This window comes from Streptomyces sp. NPDC048171 (assembly GCF_043202655.1).
In the GTDB taxonomy this organism is placed as follows: Bacteria; Actinomycetota; Actinomycetes; order Streptomycetales; family Streptomycetaceae; genus Streptomyces.
On sequence record NZ_JBIDAU010000006.1, the window covers coordinates 377,446 to 400,709 of the forward strand.

General features: G+C 71.7%; 18 protein-coding genes. 3 read left to right on the forward strand and 15 right to left on the reverse strand.

Annotation, left to right across the window (positions count from 1 at the left end; translation table 11 throughout):
• Nucleotides 1-28: 28 nt before the first annotated feature.
• The 9 genes from ACGF3J_RS19150 to ACGF3J_RS19190 all read right to left on the reverse strand — a co-directional run bounded on the left by ACGF3J_RS19150 (nucleotide 29) and on the right by ACGF3J_RS19190 (nucleotide 11,354).
• A complete protein-coding gene (locus tag ACGF3J_RS19150; RefSeq protein ID WP_393854375.1) occupies nucleotides 29-1,549 on the reverse strand; it encodes an NCS1 family nucleobase:cation symporter-1 in 1,521 nt (506 codons plus the stop codon).
• A gap of 42 nt (nucleotides 1,550-1,591) precedes the next feature.
• The gene (locus tag ACGF3J_RS19155) at nucleotides 1,592-2,614 is read right to left on the reverse strand and encodes a TIGR03842 family LLM class F420-dependent oxidoreductase (protein WP_161331040.1); all 1,023 of its coding nucleotides are present in this window, start codon (nucleotides 2,612-2,614) and stop codon (nucleotides 1,592-1,594) included.
• A gap of 11 nt (nucleotides 2,615-2,625) precedes the next feature.
• Complete coding sequence (gene hydA / locus ACGF3J_RS19160) at nucleotides 2,626-4,029, reverse strand: dihydropyrimidinase (protein WP_161331041.1); 1,404 nt, start codon at nucleotides 4,027-4,029, stop codon at nucleotides 2,626-2,628.
• A gap of 39 nt (nucleotides 4,030-4,068) precedes the next feature.
• Nucleotides 4,069-4,911: a nitrilase-related carbon-nitrogen hydrolase gene (locus tag ACGF3J_RS19165; RefSeq protein ID WP_122618872.1), complete on the reverse strand. Its 843-nt coding sequence runs from the start codon at nucleotides 4,909-4,911 to the stop codon at nucleotides 4,069-4,071.
• A gap of 126 nt (nucleotides 4,912-5,037) precedes the next feature.
• Nucleotides 5,038-6,663, reverse strand: a complete 1,626-nt coding sequence (locus ACGF3J_RS19170) for a PucR family transcriptional regulator (RefSeq protein ID WP_393854376.1) — start codon at nucleotides 6,661-6,663, stop codon at nucleotides 5,038-5,040.
• A gap of 31 nt (nucleotides 6,664-6,694) precedes the next feature.
• Nucleotides 6,695-7,978, reverse strand: coding sequence for an aspartate aminotransferase family protein (locus ACGF3J_RS19175; protein WP_161331043.1), 1,284 nt, complete (start codon nucleotides 7,976-7,978; stop codon nucleotides 6,695-6,697).
• Entirely contained in the window at nucleotides 7,975-8,817 is an 843-nt protein-coding gene (locus ACGF3J_RS19180) for a nitrilase-related carbon-nitrogen hydrolase (protein WP_161331044.1), read from the reverse strand. Before ACGF3J_RS19180 ends, ACGF3J_RS19175 begins: the two co-directional genes overlap by 4 nt.
• 178 nt (nucleotides 8,818-8,995) lie before the next feature.
• Nucleotides 8,996-10,978 carry a hypothetical protein gene (locus ACGF3J_RS19185; protein ID WP_393854377.1) on the reverse strand — a complete coding sequence of 661 codons (1,983 nt, stop codon included), beginning with the start codon at nucleotides 10,976-10,978 and terminating at the stop codon, nucleotides 8,996-8,998.
• Nucleotides 10,979-11,102: 124 nt separating this feature from the next.
• Nucleotides 11,103-11,354: a helix-turn-helix domain-containing protein gene (locus tag ACGF3J_RS19190; protein WP_064730573.1), complete on the reverse strand. Its 252-nt coding sequence runs from the start codon at nucleotides 11,352-11,354 to the stop codon at nucleotides 11,103-11,105.
• Between the two features lie 63 nt (nucleotides 11,355-11,417).
• Between ACGF3J_RS19190 and map the strand changes: the two genes are divergently transcribed.
• Both map and ACGF3J_RS19200 read left to right on the forward strand, forming a co-directional pair.
• A complete protein-coding gene (gene map, locus ACGF3J_RS19195; protein ID WP_393854378.1) occupies nucleotides 11,418-12,203 on the forward strand; it encodes a type I methionyl aminopeptidase in 786 nt (261 codons plus the stop codon).
• Between the two features lie 137 nt (nucleotides 12,204-12,340).
• Nucleotides 12,341-14,869 carry an ATP-dependent Clp protease ATP-binding subunit gene (locus tag ACGF3J_RS19200; protein ID WP_161327572.1) on the forward strand — a complete coding sequence of 843 codons (2,529 nt, stop codon included), beginning with the start codon at nucleotides 12,341-12,343 and terminating at the stop codon, nucleotides 14,867-14,869.
• A gap of 6 nt (nucleotides 14,870-14,875) precedes the next feature.
• Here the strand turns inward: ACGF3J_RS19200 and ggt are convergent, their stop codons facing one another.
• Nucleotides 14,876-16,684 carry a gamma-glutamyltransferase gene (gene ggt, locus ACGF3J_RS19205; RefSeq protein WP_393854379.1) on the reverse strand — a complete coding sequence of 603 codons (1,809 nt, stop codon included), beginning with the start codon at nucleotides 16,682-16,684 and terminating at the stop codon, nucleotides 14,876-14,878.
• 155 nt (nucleotides 16,685-16,839) lie between these two features.
• On the opposite strand from ggt, the gene ACGF3J_RS19210 reads away from it, so the two are divergent.
• The gene (locus ACGF3J_RS19210) at nucleotides 16,840-17,610 is read left to right on the forward strand and encodes a hypothetical protein (RefSeq protein WP_393854380.1); all 771 of its coding nucleotides are present in this window, start codon (nucleotides 16,840-16,842) and stop codon (nucleotides 17,608-17,610) included.
• Between the two features lie 212 nt (nucleotides 17,611-17,822).
• On the opposite strand, the gene ACGF3J_RS19215 is transcribed toward ACGF3J_RS19210, so the two are convergent.
• From ACGF3J_RS19215 to ACGF3J_RS19235, 5 genes are all read right to left on the reverse strand, one after another.
• The gene (locus ACGF3J_RS19215) at nucleotides 17,823-18,230 is read right to left on the reverse strand and encodes a DUF6278 family protein (protein WP_393854381.1); all 408 of its coding nucleotides are present in this window, start codon (nucleotides 18,228-18,230) and stop codon (nucleotides 17,823-17,825) included.
• Nucleotides 18,231-18,289: 59 nt separating this feature from the next.
• Nucleotides 18,290-19,069 carry an exodeoxyribonuclease III gene (locus ACGF3J_RS19220; RefSeq protein WP_122618862.1) on the reverse strand — a complete coding sequence of 260 codons (780 nt, stop codon included), beginning with the start codon at nucleotides 19,067-19,069 and terminating at the stop codon, nucleotides 18,290-18,292.
• A 56-nt stretch (nucleotides 19,070-19,125) separates the two neighbouring features.
• Complete coding sequence (locus ACGF3J_RS19225; protein ID WP_161329613.1) at nucleotides 19,126-19,761, reverse strand: MBL fold metallo-hydrolase; 636 nt, start codon at nucleotides 19,759-19,761, stop codon at nucleotides 19,126-19,128.
• Nucleotides 19,762-19,778: 17 nt separating this feature from the next.
• Nucleotides 19,779-21,101 (reverse strand): 4-carboxymuconolactone decarboxylase, encoded by a 1,323-nt coding sequence (gene pcaC / locus ACGF3J_RS19230; protein ID WP_393854382.1) that lies wholly within the window; start codon nucleotides 21,099-21,101, stop codon nucleotides 19,779-19,781.
• A gap of 343 nt (nucleotides 21,102-21,444) precedes the next feature.
• The gene (locus ACGF3J_RS19235) at nucleotides 21,445-22,578 is read right to left on the reverse strand and encodes a tyrosine-type recombinase/integrase (protein WP_393854383.1); all 1,134 of its coding nucleotides are present in this window, start codon (nucleotides 22,576-22,578) and stop codon (nucleotides 21,445-21,447) included.
• Between the last annotated feature and the right edge of the window lie 686 nt (nucleotides 22,579-23,264).

Below are 23,264 nucleotides of genomic sequence, written 5' to 3' on the forward strand. Positions count from 1 at the left end.
GGGGACGGGCGAACGCGGCCGCAGGCGCTCAGGTACGCCTGCGGCCCGCCGTCAGCCCGACGTACACGACGAGCGACGCCCCCAGCCCCACCGCCCAGCCGTAGTCCGCGAGGGGCTTGAGGAAGGGGATCAGCCCGTCCTCGGGGAAGGGTCCCTTGCCCGGTGCCGAGTGGGAGCCGCCCACCGCGAGCACCCCGCCGGCCACGAAGGCGGCGACGGCGCGCAGGTTCCAGCCGGAGGTGTACCAGTAGCGCCCCCCGGGTGTGTACAGGGCGGGCAGGTCCAGCACGGTGCGGCGGATCAGCCAGTAGTCGGCGATGAGGATGCCGGCGACGGTGCCGAGCAGCCCGCCGACCAGGCCGAGCCAGGTGAAGATGTACAGCTCGGGTGTCTCGGTGAGCTTCCACGGCATGATCAGCACGCCGACGACGCCCGTGATCAGGGCACCGGTGCGGAAGTTGATCAGCCGTGGCGCCAGGTTCGCCAGGTCGTACGCCGGTGAGACGACGTTCGCCGCGATGTTCACCGAGATGGTGGCGACGAGCACCGTCACGAGGGCGAAGAGCAGTCCGAAGACGTTGTCGGTCCGGGCGGCGAGCGCGACCGGGTCCCACACTGCGACCCCGTACACCGCCTGCGAGCCGGAGGTGACGAACACGGACAGCAGCGCGAACAGCGTCATGGTCGTGGGCAGTCCGAGCGTCTGCCCCCAGACCTGGGCCCGCTGCCCCGCACCGAAGCGGGTGAAGTCGGGAATGTTCAGACTCAGGGTGGACCAGAAGGCGATCATGCCCATGAGGGACGGGAAGAACACGGGCCAGAAGTCCGCGCCCCAGCCCAGGCGCGACGGCTGGTCGAGGAGCGGCCCGAGTCCCCCGGCCTTGTTCGCGATCCAGACCAGCAGCACCAGCGCGCCGACGATGACGAACGGCGCGGCCCAGTTCTCGAACCGGCGCAGCGCCTCCATGCCCCGGTAGATGATGGCCAGTTCGAGGGCCCAGAACAGGACGAAGCACACCCACAGCGTCCAGGGCTGGCCGCCGACCTCCGACGCCTCGGCCCAGCCGCCGAACAGCTTGCCGAGCAGGACGAAGATCCCCTGGCCGCCGATCCAGGTCTGGATGCCGAACCAGGCGCACGCCACCCCGGCCCGGATCAGCGCCGGCAGGTTGGCGCCGCGCAGCCCAAACGAGGCACGGGCCAGGACCGGGAACGGGATGCCGTACTTGGGCCCGGCGTGCCCGGTCAGCAACATCGGTGCGAGCACGATGACGTTGGCGAGCGCGATGGTGAACACGGCCTGTTTCCAGTCCATGCCGAGCGCGACGAGGCCGGAGGCGAGGAGCCAGGAGGGGATGTTGTGCGCCATCCCCACCCACAGGGCGGCGAAGTTGTACGTCGTCCAGCGGCGGCGGGCCAGCGGCACGGGCAGCAGGTCGTCGTTGACGAAGCGGTTGTCGGTGAGGACGGTGCCGGGCGGGAGCTCGACGCGTCCCGCCTGCTCGGGTATGGGACTGTCGGACGGCGTGGGCGGGACGGTCGCGGTCATGGGCGTTGACCCTTCGGCGGCGGGTTCCGGAACGGGTTCCGGTCAGCGGTGGAGTGCCGGGATGATCTCCGCGCCGTACGCGTCGATCGTCGCTTCCTGCGCGTCGTGCATGTCGTACACGGCGAACTGGTCGACGCCGAGGGCGCGCAGGGCCTGGAGCTTCTCGATGTGCTGCTCGACCGGCCCGATCAGGCAGAACCGGTCGACGATCTCGTCCGGCACGAACTGCGTGTCCGGGTTGCCGCTGCGTCCGTGGTGGGCGTAGTCGTAGCCCTCGCGGGACTTGATGTAGTCGGTGAGTTCGCCGGGGACGGCGGCGGAGTGCTCGCCGTACTTGCTGACGAGGTCGGCGACGTGGTTGCCGACCATGCCGCCGAACCAGCGGCACTGCTCGCGGGCGTGGGCGAGCGCCTCGGGCGAGTCGTCGGCGGTGACGTAGGCGGGGGCGGCGACGCAGATCGTCACCTCGTCCGGGTCCCGCCCGGCGGCCGCGGCGGCGTCCTTGACGGCCTTGACCATGTACTCGGTGAGGTAGAGGTCGGCGAGCTGGAGGATGAAGCCGTCGGCCTCCTCCCCCGTCATCTTCAGGGCCTTCGGCCCGTACGCCGCCATCCACACCGGCACCTCGGCGCCCGGCCTGATCCATGGGAACCTGACCGCGGTGCCGCCGCCGAGGTCGGCCTCCTCGCCGCGGCCCAGGGCCCGGATGACCCTCATGGCCTCGCTGATGCGGGCGAGGGTGTTGGGCTTGCGGCCGGCCACCCGCATCGCGGAGTCGCCGCGGCCGATGCCGCAGACGGTGCGGTTGCCGAACATGTCGTTGAGGGTGGCGAAGGTGGAGGCGGTCACCTCCCAGGTGCGGGTGCCGGGGTTGGTGACCATCGGGCCGACCTTGAGGCGCGTGGTGTTGGCCAGGATCTGGCTGTAGATGACGAACGGCTCCTGCCAGAGCACGGCGGAGTCGAAGGTCCAGCCGTGGCTGAAGCCGTTGCGCTCGGCCCGCTGCATCAGGCTGACGACGCGGGAGGCCGGCGGGTCGGTCTGCAGGACGAGTCCGAAGTCCATGGGCAGGGCTCCTAGCTGAGGTACTGACAGGTGGAGCGCGGGACGTACGCGCCGTGGCCCTTGTGTCCGGTGTACTCCCGCTCGGTGACGACGAGTTCGCCGCGCGAGAGCACGGTCTCCACGCGCCCGGTGACGCGCTTGCCCTCGTAGGCCGAGTAGTCGACGTTCATGTGGTGGGTCTCGGCGGAGATGACCTGCTCGGCGTGCGGGTCGTAGATGACGATGTCGGCGTCGGCGCCGGGCGCGATGGTGCCCTTCTTCGGGTACAGGCCGAACATGCGGGCCGGGGAGGCGCAGGCGATCTCGATCCAGCGGCGGCGGCCGATGTGCCCGTCGACGACGGCCTGGTGGAGCAGGTCCATGCGGTTCTCGACGCCCGGCATCCCGTTGGGGATCTTGGAGAAGTCGCCGCGGCCCAGTTCCTTCTGGCCGCTGAAGCAGAAGGGGCAGTGGTCGGTCGACACCACCTGGAGGTCGTTGGTCCTGAGGCCCCGCCACAGCGCCGCCTGGTGCTCGCGCGGGCGCAGCGGGGTGCTGCACACGTACTTGGCGCCCTCGAAGTCGGGCTCCGCGAGGTTGTCGGTGGACAGGAAGAGGTACTGCGGGCATGTCTCGCCGAAGACGTTCAGGCCCTCGTCGCGGGCCCGGGTGAGCTCGGCGACCGCCTCGGTCGCGGAGACGTGCACGACGTAGAGGGGCGCGCCCGCGACCTGCGCGAGCTTGATCGCGCGGTGGGTGGCCTCGGCCTCCAGGAGGGCCTTGCGGACCTCGCCGTGGAAGCGCGGGTCGGTCTCGCCGCGGGCGAGGGCCTGCTCGACCAGGACGTCGATGGCGATGCCGTTCTCGGCGTGCATCATGATCAGCCCGCCGTTGTCGGCGGCGCGCTGCATGGCCCGCAGGATCTGGCCGTCGTCGGAGTAGAAGACGCCGGGGTAGGCCATGAACTGCTTGAAGGAGGTGACGCCCTCCTCGACCAGCAGGTCCATCTCCTTGAGCGTCTCCTGGTTCACGTCGGAGACGATCATGTGGAAGCCGTAGTCGATCGCGCAGTTGCCCTCGGCCTTCGCGTGCCAGGCGTCGAGGCCCTCACGCAGGGAGTGGCCGACGCCCTGGATGGCGAAGTCGACGACGGTGGTCGTACCGCCCCAGGCGGCGGCCCTGGTACCGGTCTCGAAGGTGTCGGCGGCGTACGTGCCACCGAAGGGCATCTCCATGTGGGTGTGCCCGTCGACACCGCCCGGGATGACGTACTTGCCGGTGGCGTCCATCACGCGCTCGGCCGTGAAGGATCCGGCGGCCGGGGTGCCCGTCGCGGCGAGGGCGGCGACCCGGCCGTCCTCGATCAGGACGTCGGCGTGGATCTCGTCGGACGCGGTGATGACGAGGCCGCCGCGGATGACGGTACGGCTGCTCATGCTGTTCCCTCCTGTCAGGGGCGGTCCGGGCCCGGTCGGTCAGGGCGCGGTCAGCGGGGAGTACGCGCCCGGCGCGCGGTCCCGGTAGAACTGCCAGCGGTCGCGGACCTCGCGCAGCTTGGCCAGGTCGAGGTCGCGCACGACGAGTTCGGTCTCCTTGTCGCTCGCGACCTCGCCGACGAACTGGGCCTCGGGGTCGACGAAGTAAGAGGTGCCGTAGAAGTCGTTGTCGCCGTACTCCTCGACACCGACACGGTTGATGGCGCCCACGAAGTACTCGTTGGCGACGGCCGCCGCCGGCTGCTCCAGCTGCCACAGGTAGCCGGAGAGGCCGCGCGAGGTGGCCGACGGGTTGAAGACGACCTCGGCGCCCTGAAGGCCCAGCGCCCGCCAGCCCTCCGGGAAGTGCCGGTCGTAGCAGATGTACACGCCCACCTTGCCGACGGCGGTGTCGAAGACCGGCCAGCCGGAGTTGCCGGGGCGGAAGTAGAACTTCTCCCAGAAGCCCCGCACCTGCGGGATGTGGGTCTTGCGGTACTTGCCGAGGTAGGAGCCGTCGGCGTCGAGGACGGCGGCGGTGTTGTAGAGGACGCCGGGCTGCTCCTCCTCGTACATCGGCAGCACCAGGACGATGCCGTGTTCGCGGGCGAGCCGCTGGAAGCGCTCGACGATCGGGCCGTCGGGGATGCGCTCGGCGTAGGCGTAGAACTCGGGGTCCTGGACCTGGCAGAAGTACGGGCCGTAGAACAGCTCCTGGAAGCACAGCACTTGGGCCCCTTGCGCGGCGGCATCGCGGACCGCCTGCTCGTGGACCTGGATCATCGATTCCTTGTCGCCCGTCCAGGCGGTCTGGAAGAGCGCGGCACGGATCACTCGGCTCATCTTCGGCCTCCACTCGCTCGGTGTGGCGCTGGGTGTGGCGCTCGGTGTGGAGCGAGCCTAGGGAGCGCGGACGGCCGGTTCGATTGGCACGGTGTCACGTCTGCGGGGGTCGGGCATTGCACGGTGTCACCCCTGCTGTGCGTCGTGGGCGAGGAGCGCGATGTGTACGGAGGCGGCCTGTTCGAAGTCGTCGAGGTCGACGCCGAGGCGGCCCTGTATCGCCTCCAGCCTGCGGTAGAGGGCGGGCCGGGAGACGTGGTGGAGCTGGGCGGTGCGGGACTTGTTGCGGCCGGTGGCGAGGTAGGTGCGCAGCACGCCCAGCAGGTCCTCGTCAGGGCTCCGCAGCAGGCCGTTCAGTTCCCGCTCGGCGAAGGACTGGACGTGCGGGTCGTCGCGCAGCAGCCGGACCAGTCCGCGCAGGTGGACGTCGCGCAGGCGCACCACGGGCGGCAGCTCGAGGGCGGCCGGGGAGTCGGCCACGGCGTCGGCGACGTGCCGGGCCTCGCGCAGGCCGGCCGGTACACCGGCCCAGTCGGTGCGGGCGTCGGCCGCCGCGACGACGGTGTGCGCGGCGTCCGGTTCCGTCCGCAGCCGGGCCGCGAAGTGTGCGGTCAGCGCCTTGGCGTCCTGGTCGGGGGCGAGGCTGAGCAGCACGGCGACCCGGTCGTCGGCGAGCCCGGCGGCGATCCCGGACAGACCCAGCAGCCGCAGCACCCGGTCGAGACGCGCGGTGTCGTGCTCGCGGACGACGAGCGGGACGAAGACCCGGCGGTTGACCGGCAGCCCGGCGGCGCGCGCCCGGGGAAGCAGTTGCCGCGCCGGGACGGCACCGCTGACCAGGTCGGTGAGCAGACTCCGGGCGGACTGCTCCTCCCAGGAGTCCCAGGAGCCGCCCCTGCCGCCGGGGCCGCCGGAGTGCGTGCCGTCGCCGCCGAGCATGCGGTGCAGGACGAGCGCCTCGGCGGAGCGCTCGGCCAGCAGCCGTCCCGCGGCCCGGTCGCCGCGGTAGCCGCACAGCACCAGGCGGCCCCACCGCTCCCCCCGGCAGGTCAGTTCGGCGCGGATCCAGCCGTCGGCGGAGCCGGCCCCGGCCTGGCGGGCGATGCGCTCCCAGTCCCGGAGCACGTCGTCGACCGCGGGCCGCTCCCCCGCCGTGGCGAGGACACGGTGGGCGAGGTTGGTGACGACGACCGGACAGCCCCCGTGCCGGGCGACCTCGTCGAGCAGGCGCTGCACCGGGGCGCCCGCGGTGATCAGGCCGGTCAGTTCGGTGCGTACGGCCTCGGAGAGGCTGACGGCGGCGAACTTGCGCCGCAGCAGCCGGGACTGCACCTCCTCGGTCAGCTCGGCGAAGGGGAACGGCCGGTGCAGGACGACCATGGGCAGCCCGCACCGCTCGGCCGCCCGCCGCATCACGTCCGGCGGGGCGGGGAAGGCGCGGCCGAGGCCGAGCACGACGGCCGCCGCCTCCGCCCGGTGCAGGGAGCGGATGTACTCGCCCTGCTTGTCCTCGTCACCGGCGAGCAGCACCCCGGTGGTGAGGACCATCTCGCCGCCGCTGAGCATGACGCCGACGTCGGCGGCCTCGGCCACGTGCACCCAGCGCACCGGCCGGTCGAGCCGGTGGGCGCCGGCCACCACCTCGGGCTGCCCGGCCAGCACCCGCTCCAGGCCGAGGACCTGACGGACCGACAGTGCAGGTTCCCAGGGCTGCTGCTCCAGGGTGACGGGTGTGTCCGGGGTGGAGGTCATGGCGGCGGTTCCTCTGCTCGGGACGCTGCTGTCAGATGCTCCGCAGGGCGCGTTCGAGGATCGCCGCGCCCTCCTCGGCCTCCGCGACGGTGAGGGTCATCGGCGGGGCGACGCGCAGGGCACTGGTGCTGTGACCGCCGCCCTTGCCGATGAGCAGCCCGCCCGCGCGGGCCTCCTCCAGCACGGTGGCCGCCGCCTCGGGCGCCGCCTCGTCGGTGCCGGGCCGGGTCAGCTCGATGCCCAGCATCAGCCCGCGCCCGCGGATCTCCCGGACGTGCGGCACCTGGGCGGCGACCGCCCGCAGCCGTTCGAGGAGGAGTCCGCCGACGCGCCGGGCGTTGCCCTGGAGGTCGTGCTCCAGCAGGTACGTGAGGTTGGCGAGGCCGGCCGCCATGGTGACCTGGGTGCCGCCGAAGGTGGAGATGCTGTTGGCGTCCAGGCAGTTCATGATCTCGGCGCGGGCGACGACACCGCCGACGGACATGCCGTTGCCGATGCCCTTGGCGAAGGTGACGATGTCCGGCGGGCCGCTCCGCGCGTGCGCCTGCCAGCCCCAGAAGTGGTCGCCGGTGCGGCCCCAGCCGGTCTGCACCTCGTCGGCGATCCAGAGGACGTCCCGCTCGTGCAGCACCTCGCGGAAGGCCGCGTACAGGCCGTCCGGCGGGGAGGTGAAGCCGCCGACGCCCTGAATCGGCTCGGCGATCAGCGCGGCGGGGGCGCGGGTGTGGCCGAGGAGGTCCGTGAGGTCGTCGACGCAGGCGGCGATGAAGTCGCGGTCGTCCAGGTGCGCGTAGGGGCCGCGGGTGCGGACGCCTCCGTGGACGTAGAGCGTCTGGAGCGGGGACAGCGAGGTCGGGGACCAGCTGCGGTTGCCGGTGATGCCGACGGAGCTGAAGGAGCGGCCGTGGTAGCTGTTGCGCATGGCCAGGACGGTGTTGCTGCGCCGGTACGTGGTGGCGAGCAGCAGGGCGGTGTCGTTGGCCTCGGTGCCGGAGGTGGTGAAGAAGACGCGGGCGTCGGGGATGCCGGACACGTGGGCGATCCGCTCGGCGAGTTCGACCATGGGCCGGTTGAGGTAGAGGGTCGAGGAGTGGATGATCCGTCCGGCCTGCTCGCTCACCGCCTTGGTCACCTCGGGCAGGGCGTGCGCGGTCATCGTGGTGAGGATGCCGCCGAAGAAGTCGAGGTACTTGTTGCCGGCGGCGTCCCAGACGTGCCGGCCCTCGCCGTGCGTGATCTCCAGCGGGTCCTCGTAGTACAGGGCGAGCCATTCGGGCAGGACGGCGCGGTGGCGGCCGAACAGGTCCTTCGTCACGGCCGCACCAGCCCTTCGTAGGCGTCGGGGCGGCGGTCGCGGTAGAAGGCCCACTGCTGCCGCACCTCGTCGATGAGGCCGAAGTCCAGGTCTCGGACGACGAGTTCCTCCTTGGTGTCACTGGCGCGCTCGCCGACGAACTGCCCGCGCGGGTCGACGAAGTACGACGTCCCGTAGAAGTCGTTGTCCCCGTACTCCTCCTGGCCGACCCGGTTGATCGCGGCGACGAAGTACTCGTTGGCGACGGCCGCCGCGGGCTGTTCGAGCTGCCACAGGTGGGCGGAGAGTCCGCGGTGGGTGGCGGAGGGGTTGTAGACCAGCTGGGCGCCGCCGAGGCCGAGTTGGCGCCAGCCCTCCGGGAAGTGCCGGTCGTAGCAGATGTAGACGCCGATCCTGCCGACGGCGGTGTCGAAGACCGGCCAGCCGAGGTTGCCGGGCCGGAAGTAGAACTTCTCCCAGAATCCCTTGACCTGCGGGATGTGATGCTTGCGGTACGTCCCCAGGACGGTGCCGTCGGCGTCGATCACGGCGGCGGTGTTGTAGTAGAAGCCGGACTGCTCGACCTCGAAGACGGGGACGACGATCACCATGCCGGTCTCGCGGGCGAGCTCCTGCATGCGGCGGGTGGTCGGGCCGTCGGGCACCGGCTCGGCCCAGCGGTAGTGCTCGGGGTCCTGGACCTGGCAGAAGTAGGGGGCGTTGAAGACTTCCTGGAAGCCGATGACCTTGGCTCCCCGCCGGGCCGCCTCGCGGGCGTGCTCCTCGTGTTTCGCCACCATGGACTCGGTGTCGCCGGTCCAGGTGGCCTGGACGAGAGCGGCACGTACGACGTTGGCCATGAGCTGCTCCTTCGACGCGACGTCAGAGCCTCTACGCCCGTAGAGCGGGCGGTAGAGGGACGAACGTAAGCCTGGCCGGACGGGCTTGCCAAGACCATCGTCGCCACGGCGCGGTGTCGATCGCTTTTCGCACCCCTGTGGGTGAGTGGTGGGGGCGGTGGGGCCACGGGGGTGGATCTCACGCGGTGAACCCGGCGACGCGCAGGGCGTGCACGAGGTCCCAGTGGCGTTCCTGGGAGACCTCGTGCGCCGCCGCCAGCAGCAGCGGTACGAGTGTCTCCGGGTCCGGTGCGGCGCTGCGAGCGGCGTCCTCGGGGGTACGGGAACGGACGCAGGCGTCGAGGAGCGCGCGGGCCTCTCGGTGCCGGCCTTCGGCGACCAGGCCGACGACGGCCGCGCCGATCTCGGGAGCGGGCCGTACGACGCCCTGCCGCAGCACCTGCTCGGCGTCGGCCGCGCGCCCGGCGACGGCCAGTGCGTCGGCCGCGGCGACCAGGGGGCCGGCGGGCAGCGAAGCGGTCTCCCACAGCAGGGTGGCCCAGTCGGCGCCGAGCCCGGCCCGTTCGAGCCGGGCGGCGAGCAGCGGGAAGCGGGCGGCGGGCCCGAGGGCCGCCTCGGCCAGCAGCGCGTGCGCCTCCCCGCTCCTCCCTGCGGCCCGCAGCCGCGCCACCCCCTCGACGACCGCATCGACGGCGGCCCGATCCTCCTCCCCCGGCACGTCGGGGGCCCTCGACACCGGCTGCTCCACCGTTTCATCGGCCCCCGCGAACCGCGCTCCGCGTGGCGTACGCCCGCCCGGCGCGGCCGGAACCGGCACCTGCCCGGGCACGAAGGGGCTCACGTCCGCGTCGACGCCCCCGGCGAAACGGGCACCTCCACGGCGGCGTTTTCGCTGTTTGGGCGTGGAGGGCGGGGATGCGGCGGGGGTGGGGGCCGGGTTCGGGGGCGGCGTGCTGGGCGCGGGCGCGGCGGGACGGCGTGCGAAGTCCTCCGGTGGCGCGGAGCCATCCGCGGGCGCGCCGTCCGTCGACGTCCGAGCCGCGCCCCCGGGCACCCGGGGCAAGTAATCGGGCGGGGACGCGTCGGAGGCGAGGGCGGGACCCTCGCGCGGCTCGGTGGGCGCGGAGCGCTGCGCGGGGGCGCCGAAGGCGGAGGCGGAGTCCTCGGCCCCCGGTGAGCGGTACAGGGGATCACCGTCCACCGGCATCCGGGACACGCCTCCGGGCGCGGGCCCGCCGAAGACGGAGGCCGGGGCCGACGGCGGCGCGGCGGGAGCGGAGCCGACGCCCCCTGGCCCCGCGGACGCACCCCCGGGCGGCGCGGGCACGCCGAAGGCCCAGTCGTCGATCACCGCAGGGCGGCGCGCGAGAGCGTCCTCCCCCGGCCTCCCGGACACACCTCCGGGAGCGAACCCGGAGGATGCGGGGGCGGAGTCCACGGGCTCCGCAGCGGGCGCGAGGCGGTGCGCGGGACCGACGGTCCCCGGCGCTTCGGACACACGCCCGGGCGCCGACGCGTCCAAGGCAGAGGCCGGGGTCTCGGGCCCTGCCGTGTGGGCGGTGGCGTCGGCTTCCGGTGGCCCCGGCCGCGTGGGGCCGCCCACCGGGGAAGGTGGGTCGCCGTCCCACCGGGCACCCCCGCCCTCCCGCCGGACGGCATCCAGTGCCGTCAGCCGGGATCGGAGTTCGGTGCAGCGGGCCGTTGCCCGGGTGTGGTCGTCGTGGGCCCAGGCGAGGTCGAGCCGGAGCGAGGCGGCCGTCTCCGGGGGCGTGCCGGGGTGCGACAGCGTCCGGGTCAGCCGGGTCTCGCGTTCCGCGGCGTACCGCTGCTCGCGGAGCATGACGTCGAGCCGGTCCCGGAGGGCGTCGCGCGCACCCGGCAGGGCGTCGTACGAGGTGAGCGCGGCGGCGTGCAGGGCGCGGGCCGGTTCCGTCCCGGCTTCCGCGGCAGCGGCACCGTACCGGCCGGCGAGGTCCTGGAGCAGCGCCTCCACCACGTCCCAGGGCGGGATCTCACGCCCGTCGAGACAGGCCCGCATGCCCTCGGGGTCGCGCTGCCAGAACACCCCGCACCAGCCGGCGCCCTGGTCCAGACGTGTCAGCAGTCCGGTCAGGTACCGGGTGAAGTCCCCGACTTGACCCGGCAGTTGTTCCACGGCCATGGTTCGACTCCCGCCCGACCGGAGGACTCCGGTCCGTCCGGTCACGTAGGGAACACCAGCCGTGTTACGGCGCCGCTACAGGGAGTTTTCGTAAAGGGGCGTCACCGCAGGCGTCACCACGCCCTCACACCCCGGCGAGGACGCACAGCCCGGCCAGCTCGTCCATGGACAGCCCGAGCGCGCGGGCCAGCGCGGCCACCGTGAAGAACGCCGGGGTCGGCGCGCGGCCGGTCTCGATCTTGCGCAGCGTCTCGGCGGAGATGCCGGCCTCGGCGGCGACCTCCGTCATACTCCGCTCGCCGCGGGCCTCACGCAGCAGCCGGCCGAGCCGCTCGCCGCGCTCGTGCTCTTCGGGGGTCAGAGGGGTGCGCACCATACCGTCATTGTAATACCGGCTTCCCGTACCGGACCCAATTAAAATACCGGTATAGTAATTGGCATGGTGGAGCTCAAGACAGACACATCGATCGACGCGATGCACACGGCCGGCCAGGTCGTCGCCCGCGCCCTGACCGCCGCCCGGAACGCGGCCGCCGTGGGCGTCTCCCTGCTGGAACTGGACGAGGTGGCGCACGGCGTACTGAAGGAGGCGGGGGCGGGCTCACCGTTCCTCGGTTACCGGCCCTCCTTCGCGCCGACCCCCTTCCCGGCCGTCCTCTGCGCGTCGGTCAACGACGCGATCGTGCACGGCGTCCCGGACGGCTACCGGCTGCGCGACGGCGACCTCGTCTCACTCGACTGCGGGGCGACGCTCGGCGGCTGGGCCGGCGACTCAGCGATCAGCTTCGTCGTCGGCACCCCGCGCCCGGCGGACGTCACCCTGGTCGAGACCGCGGAACGGGCCCTCGCGGCGGGCATCGCGGCGGCCGTCGTCGGCAATCGCATCGGCGACATCTCGCACGCGATCGGCACGGTGTGCCGGGCGGGCGGCTACGGCATCATGGACGACTTCGGCGGCCACGGCATCGGCCGGCAGATGCACGAGGACCCGGGCGTGCCCAACGAGGGCCGGCCGGGACGCGGGCTCCCGCTGCGCCACGGCATGGTCCTCGCCATCGAGCCGATGCTGATCGCCGACGGCCGGGACGACTACCACGCGGCCCCCGACGGCTGGACCCTGCGCACCAACGACGGCTCGCGCGCGGCGCACGTGGAGCACACCGTCGCGATCACGGACAGCGGCCCGCGCGTCCTGACCGCACGGGACGCCCTTCAGGTCCGGTAGGCCCCGGCCCCGGGCCCGCCCGCCTCCGCGGACATGCCCACCGGCACAGAACGTGTCATGTTGGGGCATGAGCGCGCGCCGACCGGGTTACCCGGCCCCGGTACGCCGATCAGCGAAGCAGCGGAGGGCCGGAAACGATGACCAGCGGCTTCATGGGCCCGGAGGGCGACCCGTTCGCGGAATTCCTGGCACGCTTCTTCGGCGGGCCGAAGCCCAGGCAGATCGACATCGGCAGGCTGCTCAGCCAGCCGGCCCGGGAGCTGGTGCGCGGCGCCGCCCAGTACGCGGCCGAGCACGGCAGCCGGGACCTGGACACGGAGCACCTGCTGCGGGCCGCGCTCGCCACCGAACCGACCCGGGGCCTGCTGAGCCGCGCCGGTGCCGACCCCGACTCGCTGGCGTCGCAGATCGACGAGCGGACCGGCCCGGCGCAGCACGCGCCGGGCGAGGCCCCGCCGCCGACGTCGCTCTCGCTGACCCCGGCCGTCAAGCGGGCACTGCTGGACGCGCACGAACTGGCCCGGACGACGGGCACCGGGTACATCGGCCCGGAGCACGTGCTCAGCGCGCTGGCCGCCAACCCGGACTCGGCCGCCGGGCACATCCTGAACGCGGCCCGGTTCGCACCCTCCGGCCTGCCCGCGGAGGCGCCGGAAGCCGGCAAGGCCCGCCCCGAGGGCGCGCGGGCCACGAACACGCCGACGCTGGACAAGTACGGCCGCGACCTCACCGACCTGGCCCAGCAGGGCCGGATCGACCCGGTGATCGGGCGCGAGGACGAGATCGAGCAGACCGTCGAGGTGCTCTCCCGCCGCGGCAAGAACAACCCGGTGCTGATCGGTGACGCGGGCGTCGGCAAGACCGCCGTCGTGGAGGGGCTGGCGCAGCGCATCACCGACGCCGACGTCCCCGACGTACTGCTGGGCCGCCGCGTGGTCGCCCTGGACCTGACCGGCGTGGTCGCGGGCACCCGCTACCGGGGCGACTTCGAGGAGCGGATGAACAACATCGTCGGCGAGATCCGCGCCCACTCCGACGAGCTGATCATCTTCATCGACGAACTGCACACCGTGGTCGGCGCCGGCGGGGGCGGCGAGGGCGGTTCGATGGACGCCGGGAACATCCTCAAGCCGGCGCTGGCCCGGGGTGAGCTGCACGTCGTGGGCGCCACCACGCTGGAGGAGTACCGCAGGATCGAGAAGGACGCGGCGCTCGCCCGCCGCTTCCAGCCGATCCTGGTGCCCGAGCCCACCCCCGCTGACGCCATCGAGATCCTGCGCGGTCTGCGGGACCGCTACGAGGCCCACCACCAGGTCCGCTACACCGACGAGGCGCTGGTGGCGGCGGTGCAGATGTCCGACCGCTACCTCACCGACCGCCGGCTTCCGGACAAGGCGATCGACCTGATCGACCAGGCGGGCGCCCGCGTCCGGCTCCGGGCGCGCACCAAGGGCACGGACGTGCGGGCCATGGAGCGCGAGGTCGACCAGCTGCTCCGGGACAAGGACCAGGCGGTCGCGGACGAGCAGTACGAGCAGGCCACCCAGTTGCGCGACCGGATCGGCGAGCTGAAGCAGCGGATCACCGAGGCCGACGGCGCCGGCGAGGCCGACGAGGGGCTGAACCTGGTCGTCGGCACCGAGTCCATCGCCGAGGTGGTGTCCAGGCAGACCGGCATCCCGGTCAGCAGCCTCACCCAGGAGGAGAAGGACCGCCTGCTGGGCCTGGAGTCCCATCTGCACGAACGCGTGGTCGGCCAGGAGGAGGCGGTGCGGGTGGTCTCCGACGCCGTACTGCGCTCGCGCGCCGGGCTCTCCAGCCCCGACCGGCCGATCGGCAGCTTCCTCTTCCTCGGCCCGACCGGTGTCGGCAAGACGGAGCTGGCCCGGGCGCTGGCCGAGGCGCTGTTCGGCAGCGAGGACCGGATGGTCCGCCTCGACATGAGCGAGTACCAGGAGCGCCACACGGTCAGCCGCCTGGTGGGCGCCCCGCCCGGTTACGTGGGGCACGAGGAGGCCGGTCAGCTCACCGAGGTGGTGCGCCGGCACCCGTACTCGCTGCTCCTGCTGGACGAGGTGGAGAAGGCGCACCCCGACGTCTTCAACATCCTGCTCCAGGTCCTGGACGACGGCCGGCTGACCGACTCGCAGGGCAGGACCGTGGACTTCACCAACGCGGTCGTCGTGATGACCAGCAACCTGGGCTCCGACGTGATCACCCGGCGCGGCGCGGGCATCGGTTTCGGGTCCGGCGGCGCGGAGGCGGACGAGGAGGCGCGGCGCGAGCAGGTGCTGCGTCCGCTGCGCGAGCACTTCCGGCCGGAGTTCCTGAACCGCGTCGACGAGATCGTGGTGTTCCGCCAGCTCAGCGGGGAGCAGCTGCGGCAGATCACCAGCCTGCTCCTGGAGCAGACCCGCCGCATGGTCCGCGCGCAGGGCATCACCGTCGACTTCACCGACGCGGCGGTGGACTGGCTCGCCGAGCGCGGCTACCAGCCGGAGTACGGCGCCCGTCCGCTGCGCCGCACCATCCAGCGCGAGGTCGACAACGAACTGTCCCGGCTGCTGCTCGACGGCCGGGTCGCGGAGGGCGGCCGGGTGACGGTCGACGTCGAGGACGGGCGGCTGGCGTTCCGGACGCCGCAGCGGCCCGTCCCCGACCTGTGATCCGCGCTAGCGCTGCCGCGTGGGCCACACCACCATCGCCGAGCCGCCGCCGCGCCGCTCCTTCTCGGCGGCGGCCAGCCACTTGCCGCCCGGCAGCCGCTGCACGCCGGTCGCGGCGCCGATCTCCGGGTTCTCCTTGAAGGAGTGCCCGAGCGCCTCGAGACGTTCCCGCAACCCGCTGTCGTAGAGGCCGGGTTCGAGTTCGGTCTGGGCCGCGTTGCGCTGGCTGGCGCGCGGGGCGGCGATCGCGTCCACCAGGGGCAGCCCGCGGTCGATGAAACCGGTGAGGGTCTGGAGCACGGTGGTGATGATGGTGGCACCGCCGGGCGACCCGACCGCCACGACCGGCTCGTGGTGCCGGTCCAGGACGATGGTCGGGGCGATCGAGGACCGCGGGCGCTTGCCGGGTCCGGGCAGGTTCGGGTCGTGGACCGCCGGGTTCGCCGGGGCGAAGGAGAAGTCCGTCAGCTCGTTGTTGAGCAGGAAGCCGCGGCCGGGCACGGTGATGCCGCTGCCGCCGGTCTGCTCGATGGTGAGCGTGTAGGCGACGACGTTCCCCCACTTGTCGGCCACGGTCAGGTGCGTGGTGTTCTCGCCCTCGTAGGTCGTCGGCGCCGCCCTGCCGCCGGCCGCGCAGGCGGCGGGGTGCCGGGGGTCGCCGGGCGCGAGGGGGCTGGTGAGCGCCGCGTCGTCCTTGATCAGGCATTCCCGCGAGTCGGCGTACCGCTGCGAGAGCAACTCCTTCGTCGGTACGTCCTCGAAGGCGGGGTCGCCGACCCAGCGGCCCCGGTCGGCGAAGGAGATGCGGCTGGCCTCGATGAAGCGGTGCAGGTACTGCGCCTTGCTCGCCTCGGAGAGGTCGGTGCGCTCCAGGATGTTCAGCGCCTCGCCGACCGTGGTGCCGCCGGACGAGGAGGGCGCGATGGAGTACACGTTCAGGCCGCGGTACGAAGTCCTGGTGGGCGCCTGGAACTTGGCCTCGTAGGCGGCGAGGTCCTTGGCGGACAGGTCGCCGGGGCGGGCGTTCCAGCCGGAGTCCGGGTCGACGGGCGGCTCGTTGACGGTGTCGACGATGTCCTCGCCCAGTTCGCCGCGATAGACCGCGTCGACGCCCTCACGGCCCAGCTCCTGGTAGGTGCGGGCCAGGTCCGGGTTCTTGAACGTGGAGCCGACGACGGGGAGTTGCCCGCCGGGCAGGAACAGCTCCGCGGTGTCCGGGAAGTAGCGGAACCGCTGCTCGTTGGCGGCCGTCTGGGTGCGGAAGGTGTCGTCGACGGTGAAGCCCTGCCGGGCCAGGCGCTCGGCGGGCCTGAGCACGGAGGCGAGCCCCCGGCTGCCCCACTTGTCGAGGGCCGCCTGCCAGGTGGCGGGCGTGCCGGGCGTGCCGACGGCGAGGCCGCTGCTGACGGCGTCGGCGAAGGCGATCGGCTTGCCGTTCTCCGTGAAGAGCTTCTCGTCGGCGGTCAGCGGCGCGGTCTCGCGGCCGTCGATGGTGCGCACCGTGCGGGACTTGGCGTCGTAGTAGACGAAGTACCCGCCGCCGCCGACCCCGGCGGAGTACGGCTCGGTGACACCGAGGGCGGCCGCGGTGGCCACGGCGGCGTCGACGGCGTTGCCGCCCTTGCGCAACACCTCGATGCCGGCGGCGGAGGCGTCCGGGTCGACGCTGGCGACCGCGCCCCCGTACCCGACGGCGACCGGGGCTTTCGGGGCGCCGGGGCTGCCCTGGGGCGTGGGCGGCGCCGCGGCCCCCACCGACACCACGGCGGCCGAGACCGCCAGGACCGTCAGATTCCGTGCGACAGGGCGACGCATCCGCACCTCCAGGGAAAGGCCGTCCGGGCAGCTTAGTTGATCGTCATGGTCGCGTCAGGAGCACCGAGGCCACCGTCGTCGGCGTCGCCACCCGAGCGGGCGGCCCGGCGGCCCGTCGAACACGGGTACGCCGACGCCCGCTAGCATGCGCGCCCATGACTGACGACGTACGCAACATCGTCCTGGGCGTGGTCGCGGCCGGCATCAGCGCCGCGCTGGGCTGGTTCACCCGCACGTACCTGTCCAAGCGCAGACTCCGCCGCAAGCAGGCGTTCTTCGGGCTGCCGGACAGCTCCGAGTCGCTGCTGGTCGTCAACCGGGACCCGGCCGCCTCCGAACCGGCGGTCCACCGCTTCGACGTCTTCGCGCTGCTGGAGCTGGCGGCACTGATCAAGGACTGCGGCGCGCACATCCAGGTGGTCACGCAGGACATGGTCGGGCAGGGCTTCGGCGAGCGCACGGAGTTCTGCGTGGGCGGCCCCGGCTCGAACCGGCGCATGGTCGCCCACATGGCGGCCATGCTGCCCGGGGTGCGGGTCAACGTCGACCCCGAGCCCGGTCCGGACCGCGGTGCCTTCCAGATCGGCAGCGAGCGCTACCGACTGGACGCGGGCACGACGGAGTACGTCCTGCTGGCCCGCCTCACCGCCGGGGACCGGCGCGAGGCCCGTCCCGCCTTCCTGTTCTGCGGACAGCGGGCGATCACCAACCAGGCCGCCACCCGCTACCTCGCCCGGCACCACGAGAAGCTGGCCCGCAAACACGGCACCAGCTCCTTCGTGCTGCTGCTGAAGGTGGTCAACTCTCAGGCGTACGGCCCGGACGTCGTCGAACTCGTGGGGGACGTCACCCGGGCGGCGACCAGCCCCCTGCCGGCACCGGCACCGGCACCGGCACCGACGTCCCGCAACTCCCACCGGGCTTAGGGGGTGTGTGCAGCTGACCTTCTCCTCGCCCGCGGACACCCTTGCGTGTCCGCCGTGTCGCGCGAGCAGTGATCTCCGGCTGCACTCTGCGATTCCCCCTGGCCGTTCGTGTGCCCTGACCACAGCAACGTACCGAGACAAACGGCACACATGCCAACGACACGCACCATTCGGGCATTAGCCCCTTTTAAGGCGATTATCGTGCCGAGGGTTCACGCCTCGGCGACCTCGCCGTACAGCTGCGAGAGTTCGGGCGCCCCGTCCGCCGCCCATGCGTGCCCGGACGCCACCACGTCGAACTCCCGGCAGGAGGCGAGCCGGACGACGGGCTGGCCGTCGGACCGGATGGCCCAGAGGGCTCCGGGGACGGTCCGCACGATCACCGTGCCGAGGTACAGACCGGCGTCGTTGCCCAGCCAGGTCTGGATCTCCTCGTCGGCGCGCCAGCGCGGCAGGATCTGGTCCAACTGCTCCAACGAGACCGCGGAGTCGTCGAGTCGGACCCCCTCCCGCAACGCCTGGGATCGCAGCAGATCACAGTCGGCGAGCAGCTCGCCGATGCCCTCGGCGTCATGCGCCCGGGAATCTTCGCGCCGCTTGCCCAGGAAGGGGAAGTTCATACCTCCACACTGTCATTCGTACCGCCCCGCGCACCACAGGGCGCGCAGGCCCGGCGCGCTCACACGCCGAGGTCGACCACGACCGGCGCGTGGTCCGAGGCGCCCTTGCCCTTGCGCTCCTCACGGTCGACGTAGGAGTCGGTGACGGCCTTGGCGAACGGCTCGTTCCCGTAGACCAGGTCGATGCGCATGCCGCGGTTCTTGGGGAAGCAGAGCTGGCGGTAGTCCCAGTAGGTGAACGGGACGTCGTACTTCAGCGGGCGCGGGACGACGTCGGACAGGCCGGCCCCGCGCAGGGAGGCGAGGGCGGCGCGCTCGGCGGGGGTGACGTGGGTGGCGCCCTCGAAGGCGGCGCGGTCGTAGACGTCGTCGTCGGTCGGCGCGACGTTGTAGTCGCCCATCACCGCGAACGGCCGGTCGCCGGCGGCGTCGCCCTCGACGGCCGCGCGCAGCGCCTCGAACCACTGGAGCTTGTAGGCGTAGTGCGGGTGGTCCACCTCGCGGCCGTTGGGCACGTAGACCGACCAGACGCGGACCGGGCCGCAGGTGGCGGAGATCGCGCGGGGCTCCTGGACACCCTCGTAGCCGGGGTCGCCGGGCAGGCCCTTGACGACGTCGGTGAGGCCGACGCGGGAGAGCACCGCCACCCCGTTCCACCGGCCGGTGGCGTGTACGGCGGCCTCGTAGCCCGCCTCGCGCAGCTCGTCGAAGGGGAACTGCGCCTCGGCGACCTTGGCCTCCTGGAGGCACAGCACGTCGGTGCCGCTGCTCTCCAGCCAGGCGAGGAGCCTCGGCAGGCGGGCGGTGATCGAGTTCACGTTCCAGGTCGCGATGCGCATGTCCCACAACCTACCGGGCGGCACTGACAACCCGGTCCCGGGCCGTGGGGGCGCCCTCAGAGCCGCGCGGAGTCGCCCGGGGTCAGCCGCAGGTGCTCGGTGCCGCCCAGCTCGCCGATCTGCCGGTCGTAGATCGGGCGGGCGAGGTCGGTGAGGAGCGCGTCGTGGATGTCGTAGGCGCGCTGCGGCTTCACCTCACGGACGTACTCGATGACCTCGGCGATCTTGTTCCAGGGCGCCATGACGGGGAGCATCAGCGTCTCGACCGCCTGGTCCGGGACGGTGAGCGCGTCGCCGGGGTGGAAGACCCTGCCGCCGTCCACGAGGAAACCCACGTTGGTGATGCGCGGGATGTCGGGGTGGATCACGGCGTGCAGCTCGCCGTGGACCTGGACGTCGAATCCGGCGGCGGTGAACGTGTCGCCGTGGCCGACGGTGTGCACGCGGCCCGGGAACGCCGCCGAGATCTTCTCCGCGACGGACTTCAGCGTCCAGATCTCGGCGGCCGGGTTCTCCTCCATCGCGGCCCTCAGCCGCCGCTCGTCGAAGTGGTCGGGGTGCTCGTGGGTGACGAGAACGGCGTCCGCGCCGAGGGCGGCGTCCTCCTCGCTGAACCCACCGGGGTCCAGGACGAGCGTCCGCCCGTCCTTTTCGAGGCGGACGCAGGCGTGCGACTTCTTGGTGAGCTTCATGACTCCATCCTGCGCCCTCACTCCGGGGGTGTCGTCTCCTCGCGGATGACCTGCTGCGCGACCCGGAAGGCGCTGTTCGCGGCCGGTACACCGCAGTAGACGGCCGCCTGGAGCAGTACTTCCTTGATCTCGGCCGGGGTGAGGCCGTTGCGCAGGGCGGCCCTGAGGTGGGGGGCGAGTTCGTCCGTGTGCCCGCCGGCGACGAGGGCGGTGAGCGTGACGCAGCTGCGGGAGCGCCGGTCCAGGCCCGGCCGGTCCCAGATCTCGCCCCACGCGTACCGGGTGAGGAATTCCTGGAAGTCCCCCGAGAACTCGTCGGCCTGCGCGAGAGCCTGGTCGACGTGCGCGTCGCCGAGCACCTCGCGGCGGACCTTGAGCCCCGCGTCGTACGGGTCGGGCCGCCCCTGCCCCTGGCGCGGTACGGCGGCCGGGGCGATCTCGGCGATGGGCGCGGTCTGCGCCGGCGGGGCCAGGGCCGGCTGCGCGGGGGCCGGGGCGGCCACCGGGGCGACGGACGCCGGGACGGGGATCTGCCCGGTGGAGGCGGTGTCGTGCGGGGTCTGCCAGGCGGTGGTGAAGTGCCGCACCAGCAGGTCGGTGACGGCCGCGGGCTGCTCGACCGGGACCAGGTGGGAGGCGCCGGGCACGACGGCGAGGCGGGCGTCGGGGATGCCGGCGACCAGGGTGCGGGCCTCCGCGGGGCCGGTGACCTGGTCGTCGGAGCCGACGAGGACCAGGGTGGGGACGCCGACCCGGCCGAGCTCGCCCCGCACGTCGAAGGCGGCGAGCGCCTCGCAGGCGGCGATGTAGCAGCCGGGGTCGGTGGTCCGCACCATCTGCACGGCCCACTCGGTGATCGCGGGCTGGGCGGCGGCGTACCCGCCGGTGAACCAGCGCTCCGGCGAGCTGCGGGCGATGGGGTCGAGCCCGTTGGTGCGGACGATCACGCCGCGCTGGCGGAACTCGTCGGCGGTGCCGAAACGGGGCGAGGCGGCGATCAGCGCGAGGGAGGCGAGGCGCTCGGGATGGCGCAGGGCCAGCTCCATGCCGACCGCACCGCCGAACGCGCAGCCCGCGTAGCCGAAGCGCTGCACGCCGAGTCCGTCGAGGGTGGCCAGCAGCCGCCGGGTGAGCTCGGCGACGGACCCCGCCGGCCGGGCGGGGGCGCCCCCGTGCCCCGGCAGATCGAACCGGAAGACCCGCCAGTGCTGCGTCAGCTCGGGCACCTGGCGGTCCCACATGTGCCATGTGGTACCCAGTGAGGGACCCAGGATCAGGACCGGAGCGTCTTCTGGCCCGTCAAAGCGGTATTGCAGGGTGTTGGGTGGTGTCTCGCTCACGCCCCAGACCCTCTCACGTCTCACGAAATCTCACACAGCCCGGGGAAGCCGGCGGCTCGATGCACCCGCGGCTCGACTCGTCGGGCTCCGCCGACGGCCTCGTCGATCGAGTCTGAGCCTTTCAGCGTGTACACGCGCCCCTGACGCAGCGTGACCTGCGGACCGCACTCTCTCCTGGTCCTCGCGTCGACGCGCTGCCTCCTCCATCAGTACAGCTGCCAACTGTTCCGAGTTTGCAGCAAAGCATGTGGTGCCGTCCTGAAGGACGGGACGACGTAGCGGGAGACCTTTCGGGCCGCTCCGATCGCCACCTGAGAACCACCCTCGGGAAACGCCGTCGAACTCACGCACGCCCCTCCGCCTCACCGTGCAGGCCATCCCATGTGGTGGCGGCTTCGCGGAGGTCTTCCACGTCTGGCTTCACGTACCACTTCTTCGTGGTCTTCACGTTCGTGTGCCCAGCCCACCGGGCGAGGATGTGATCCGGCACGCCGTTGTTGGCAAGGAAGGTGAGGCAGGAGGCACGAGCGTCGTAGAGACGTACTCTGCGCAGGCCAAGAACCTCCATGAGCCGGTACGCGCGCCTGCGGAGTTGCTTGATCGTGAAAGCCTCCCCGGTCTCGTGCACCACGACGTACCCGGAGTCCGAGTAAGCCTCACCGAGGACGAGCCTCTCCTTGGCCTGGAGGGTCTTGAACGTCCTAAGGGCCATCAGTACTGGGCCAGGCAAAGGAAGATCACGTTCTCCGGCCATGGACTTGGTGTCCTTTTCCACGACGTATCGATTCCCCATCATCGTCCGGGTGTTGGCTATGGTGATCGTGGCATTGCCCAAGTCGACGTCCTCCCATCGAAGTCCGCAGACTTCAGCAGGACGCAGACCCATGAGGGACAGCAGAAGGGGGGCATAGAGCCGTTCCGTCCTGACGCCGTGAATGAACATCTGGACTTCCTGAACGTTCCACGGCTTCACTTCCTGCTTCTTCTTCCGATCCTCCTTACGCGCCCTACGTGGAATTGTGACGTGCTGGGCCACGTTCACGGTCAGCAGCCGCCGCGTCACTGCGCGATTCAAGGCATCCTTCAATCGCGCAAGGCTCATTTCCACACTGGTCACCCCGAGCGGAGTGCCAGCTTTTCCGCCGCGTGCGCGTCCATACCTCAACGCCCAATTCATCCACTCTTCTACGTCTTCCTCCGTGAGCTCTTGAAGCCGGATGTGGCCCAACTTCCCGCGAACCCGATCCAAGGTAATCCGGTAGTTGTAGATCGTGGTTCCTTCCAGATCATCCGCTTTCATGGCCAGCCATCGATCCAGCCACTCATTGACAGTGATCTGCTTGGGAGGAACGAACGTCCCTTCCTGGCGACGGTTGGTAATGCGCGCGTACTCAACCTTCGCTTCCTTGAGCGTGGCGAACGTACGAGTCAACTGTCTGCGCTTTCCGGTAGCAGGGTCGACTCCCACGTCGACCACAAACCGGTACCGCACCTGCCCCTTCGAGTTGGGTGGGAGCTTCTTGATCGGATCGGACAGGAGGTACTCACTCTCCTTCTGTGCGTGACCTACGCCGGCTAGGCACTGAGCTCATCTGATTGGCAACAGACCAGCGACGCTCCGCGCCCCATGGCGCAGAACGGTGTCTGCAGGTTCGCGCAGCTCCACTGCCAAGCACAGCCGCGCATGCGAACGTACTTCAAGGATCGTCACGATCGCCGGTTTTGCTAACCGGCGATCGTCGTCTATGTTGCGCTCGCCGTCCGCACGCGATCCACGCTCGGAGTGCGTCTCGTACGTTGGTGGGGCAAAGAGAAGGCGGACACATCGGCAACTTTCACGGACAGGGCGAACTCCTCGTTACGTCGGGGACGGGCTGACCGGCCACATGGTTTAGGGTGTTGTACGTTGACATACTCCTACGGCGTCTTCCAGCTTTTCCAGCACCTTTCTCTTCTGCCGTGGGCGAATAGGGAAAGGCAGCTACTGAACCGGGGCCAGTTACCGCGCTGCTACGACGTCAGTAATGCGGCCCGGCGTGACGACTCGAAGCGGCCCCGGTTCGTGAAGATCCATGACGGCTCGAAGCGGTCCCCGTGTCGGCATGGGTAGGTCTCTGCCGGAGTCTGAAAAAGCCGCCGATACTCAAGGGAGGGCCGATTCCA

Bases quoted from the DNA above. Each gene is read 5' to 3' on its own strand.
- ACGF3J_RS19150 (WP_393854375.1), bottom strand. From the start codon at position 1,549: ATGACCGCGACCGTCCCGCCCACGCCGTCCGACAGTCCCATACCCGAG.
- ACGF3J_RS19155 (WP_161331040.1), bottom strand. From the start codon at position 2,614: ATGGACTTCGGACTCGTCCTGCAGACCGACCCGCCGGCCTCCCGCGTC.
- hydA (WP_161331041.1), bottom strand. From the start codon at position 4,029: ATGAGCAGCCGTACCGTCATCCGCGGCGGCCTCGTCATCACCGCGTCC.
- ACGF3J_RS19165 (WP_122618872.1), bottom strand. From the start codon at position 4,911: ATGAGCCGAGTGATCCGTGCCGCGCTCTTCCAGACCGCCTGGACGGGC.
- ACGF3J_RS19170 (WP_393854376.1), bottom strand. From the start codon at position 6,663: ATGACCTCCACCCCGGACACACCCGTCACCCTGGAGCAGCAGCCCTGG.
- ACGF3J_RS19180 (WP_161331044.1), bottom strand. From the start codon at position 8,817: ATGGCCAACGTCGTACGTGCCGCTCTCGTCCAGGCCACCTGGACCGGC.
- ACGF3J_RS19185 (WP_393854377.1), bottom strand. From the start codon at position 10,978: ATGGCCGTGGAACAACTGCCGGGTCAAGTCGGGGACTTCACCCGGTAC.
- ACGF3J_RS19190 (WP_064730573.1), bottom strand. From the start codon at position 11,354: ATGGTGCGCACCCCTCTGACCCCCGAAGAGCACGAGCGCGGCGAGCGG.
- map (WP_393854378.1), top strand. From the start codon at position 11,418: ATGGTGGAGCTCAAGACAGACACATCGATCGACGCGATGCACACGGCC.
- ACGF3J_RS19200 (WP_161327572.1), top strand. From the start codon at position 12,341: ATGACCAGCGGCTTCATGGGCCCGGAGGGCGACCCGTTCGCGGAATTC.
- ggt (WP_393854379.1), bottom strand. From the start codon at position 16,684: ATGCGTCGCCCTGTCGCACGGAATCTGACGGTCCTGGCGGTCTCGGCC.
- ACGF3J_RS19210 (WP_393854380.1), top strand. From the start codon at position 16,840: ATGACTGACGACGTACGCAACATCGTCCTGGGCGTGGTCGCGGCCGGC.
- ACGF3J_RS19215 (WP_393854381.1), bottom strand. From the start codon at position 18,230: ATGAACTTCCCCTTCCTGGGCAAGCGGCGCGAAGATTCCCGGGCGCAT.
- ACGF3J_RS19220 (WP_122618862.1), bottom strand. From the start codon at position 19,069: ATGCGCATCGCGACCTGGAACGTGAACTCGATCACCGCCCGCCTGCCG.
- ACGF3J_RS19225 (WP_161329613.1), bottom strand. From the start codon at position 19,761: ATGAAGCTCACCAAGAAGTCGCACGCCTGCGTCCGCCTCGAAAAGGAC.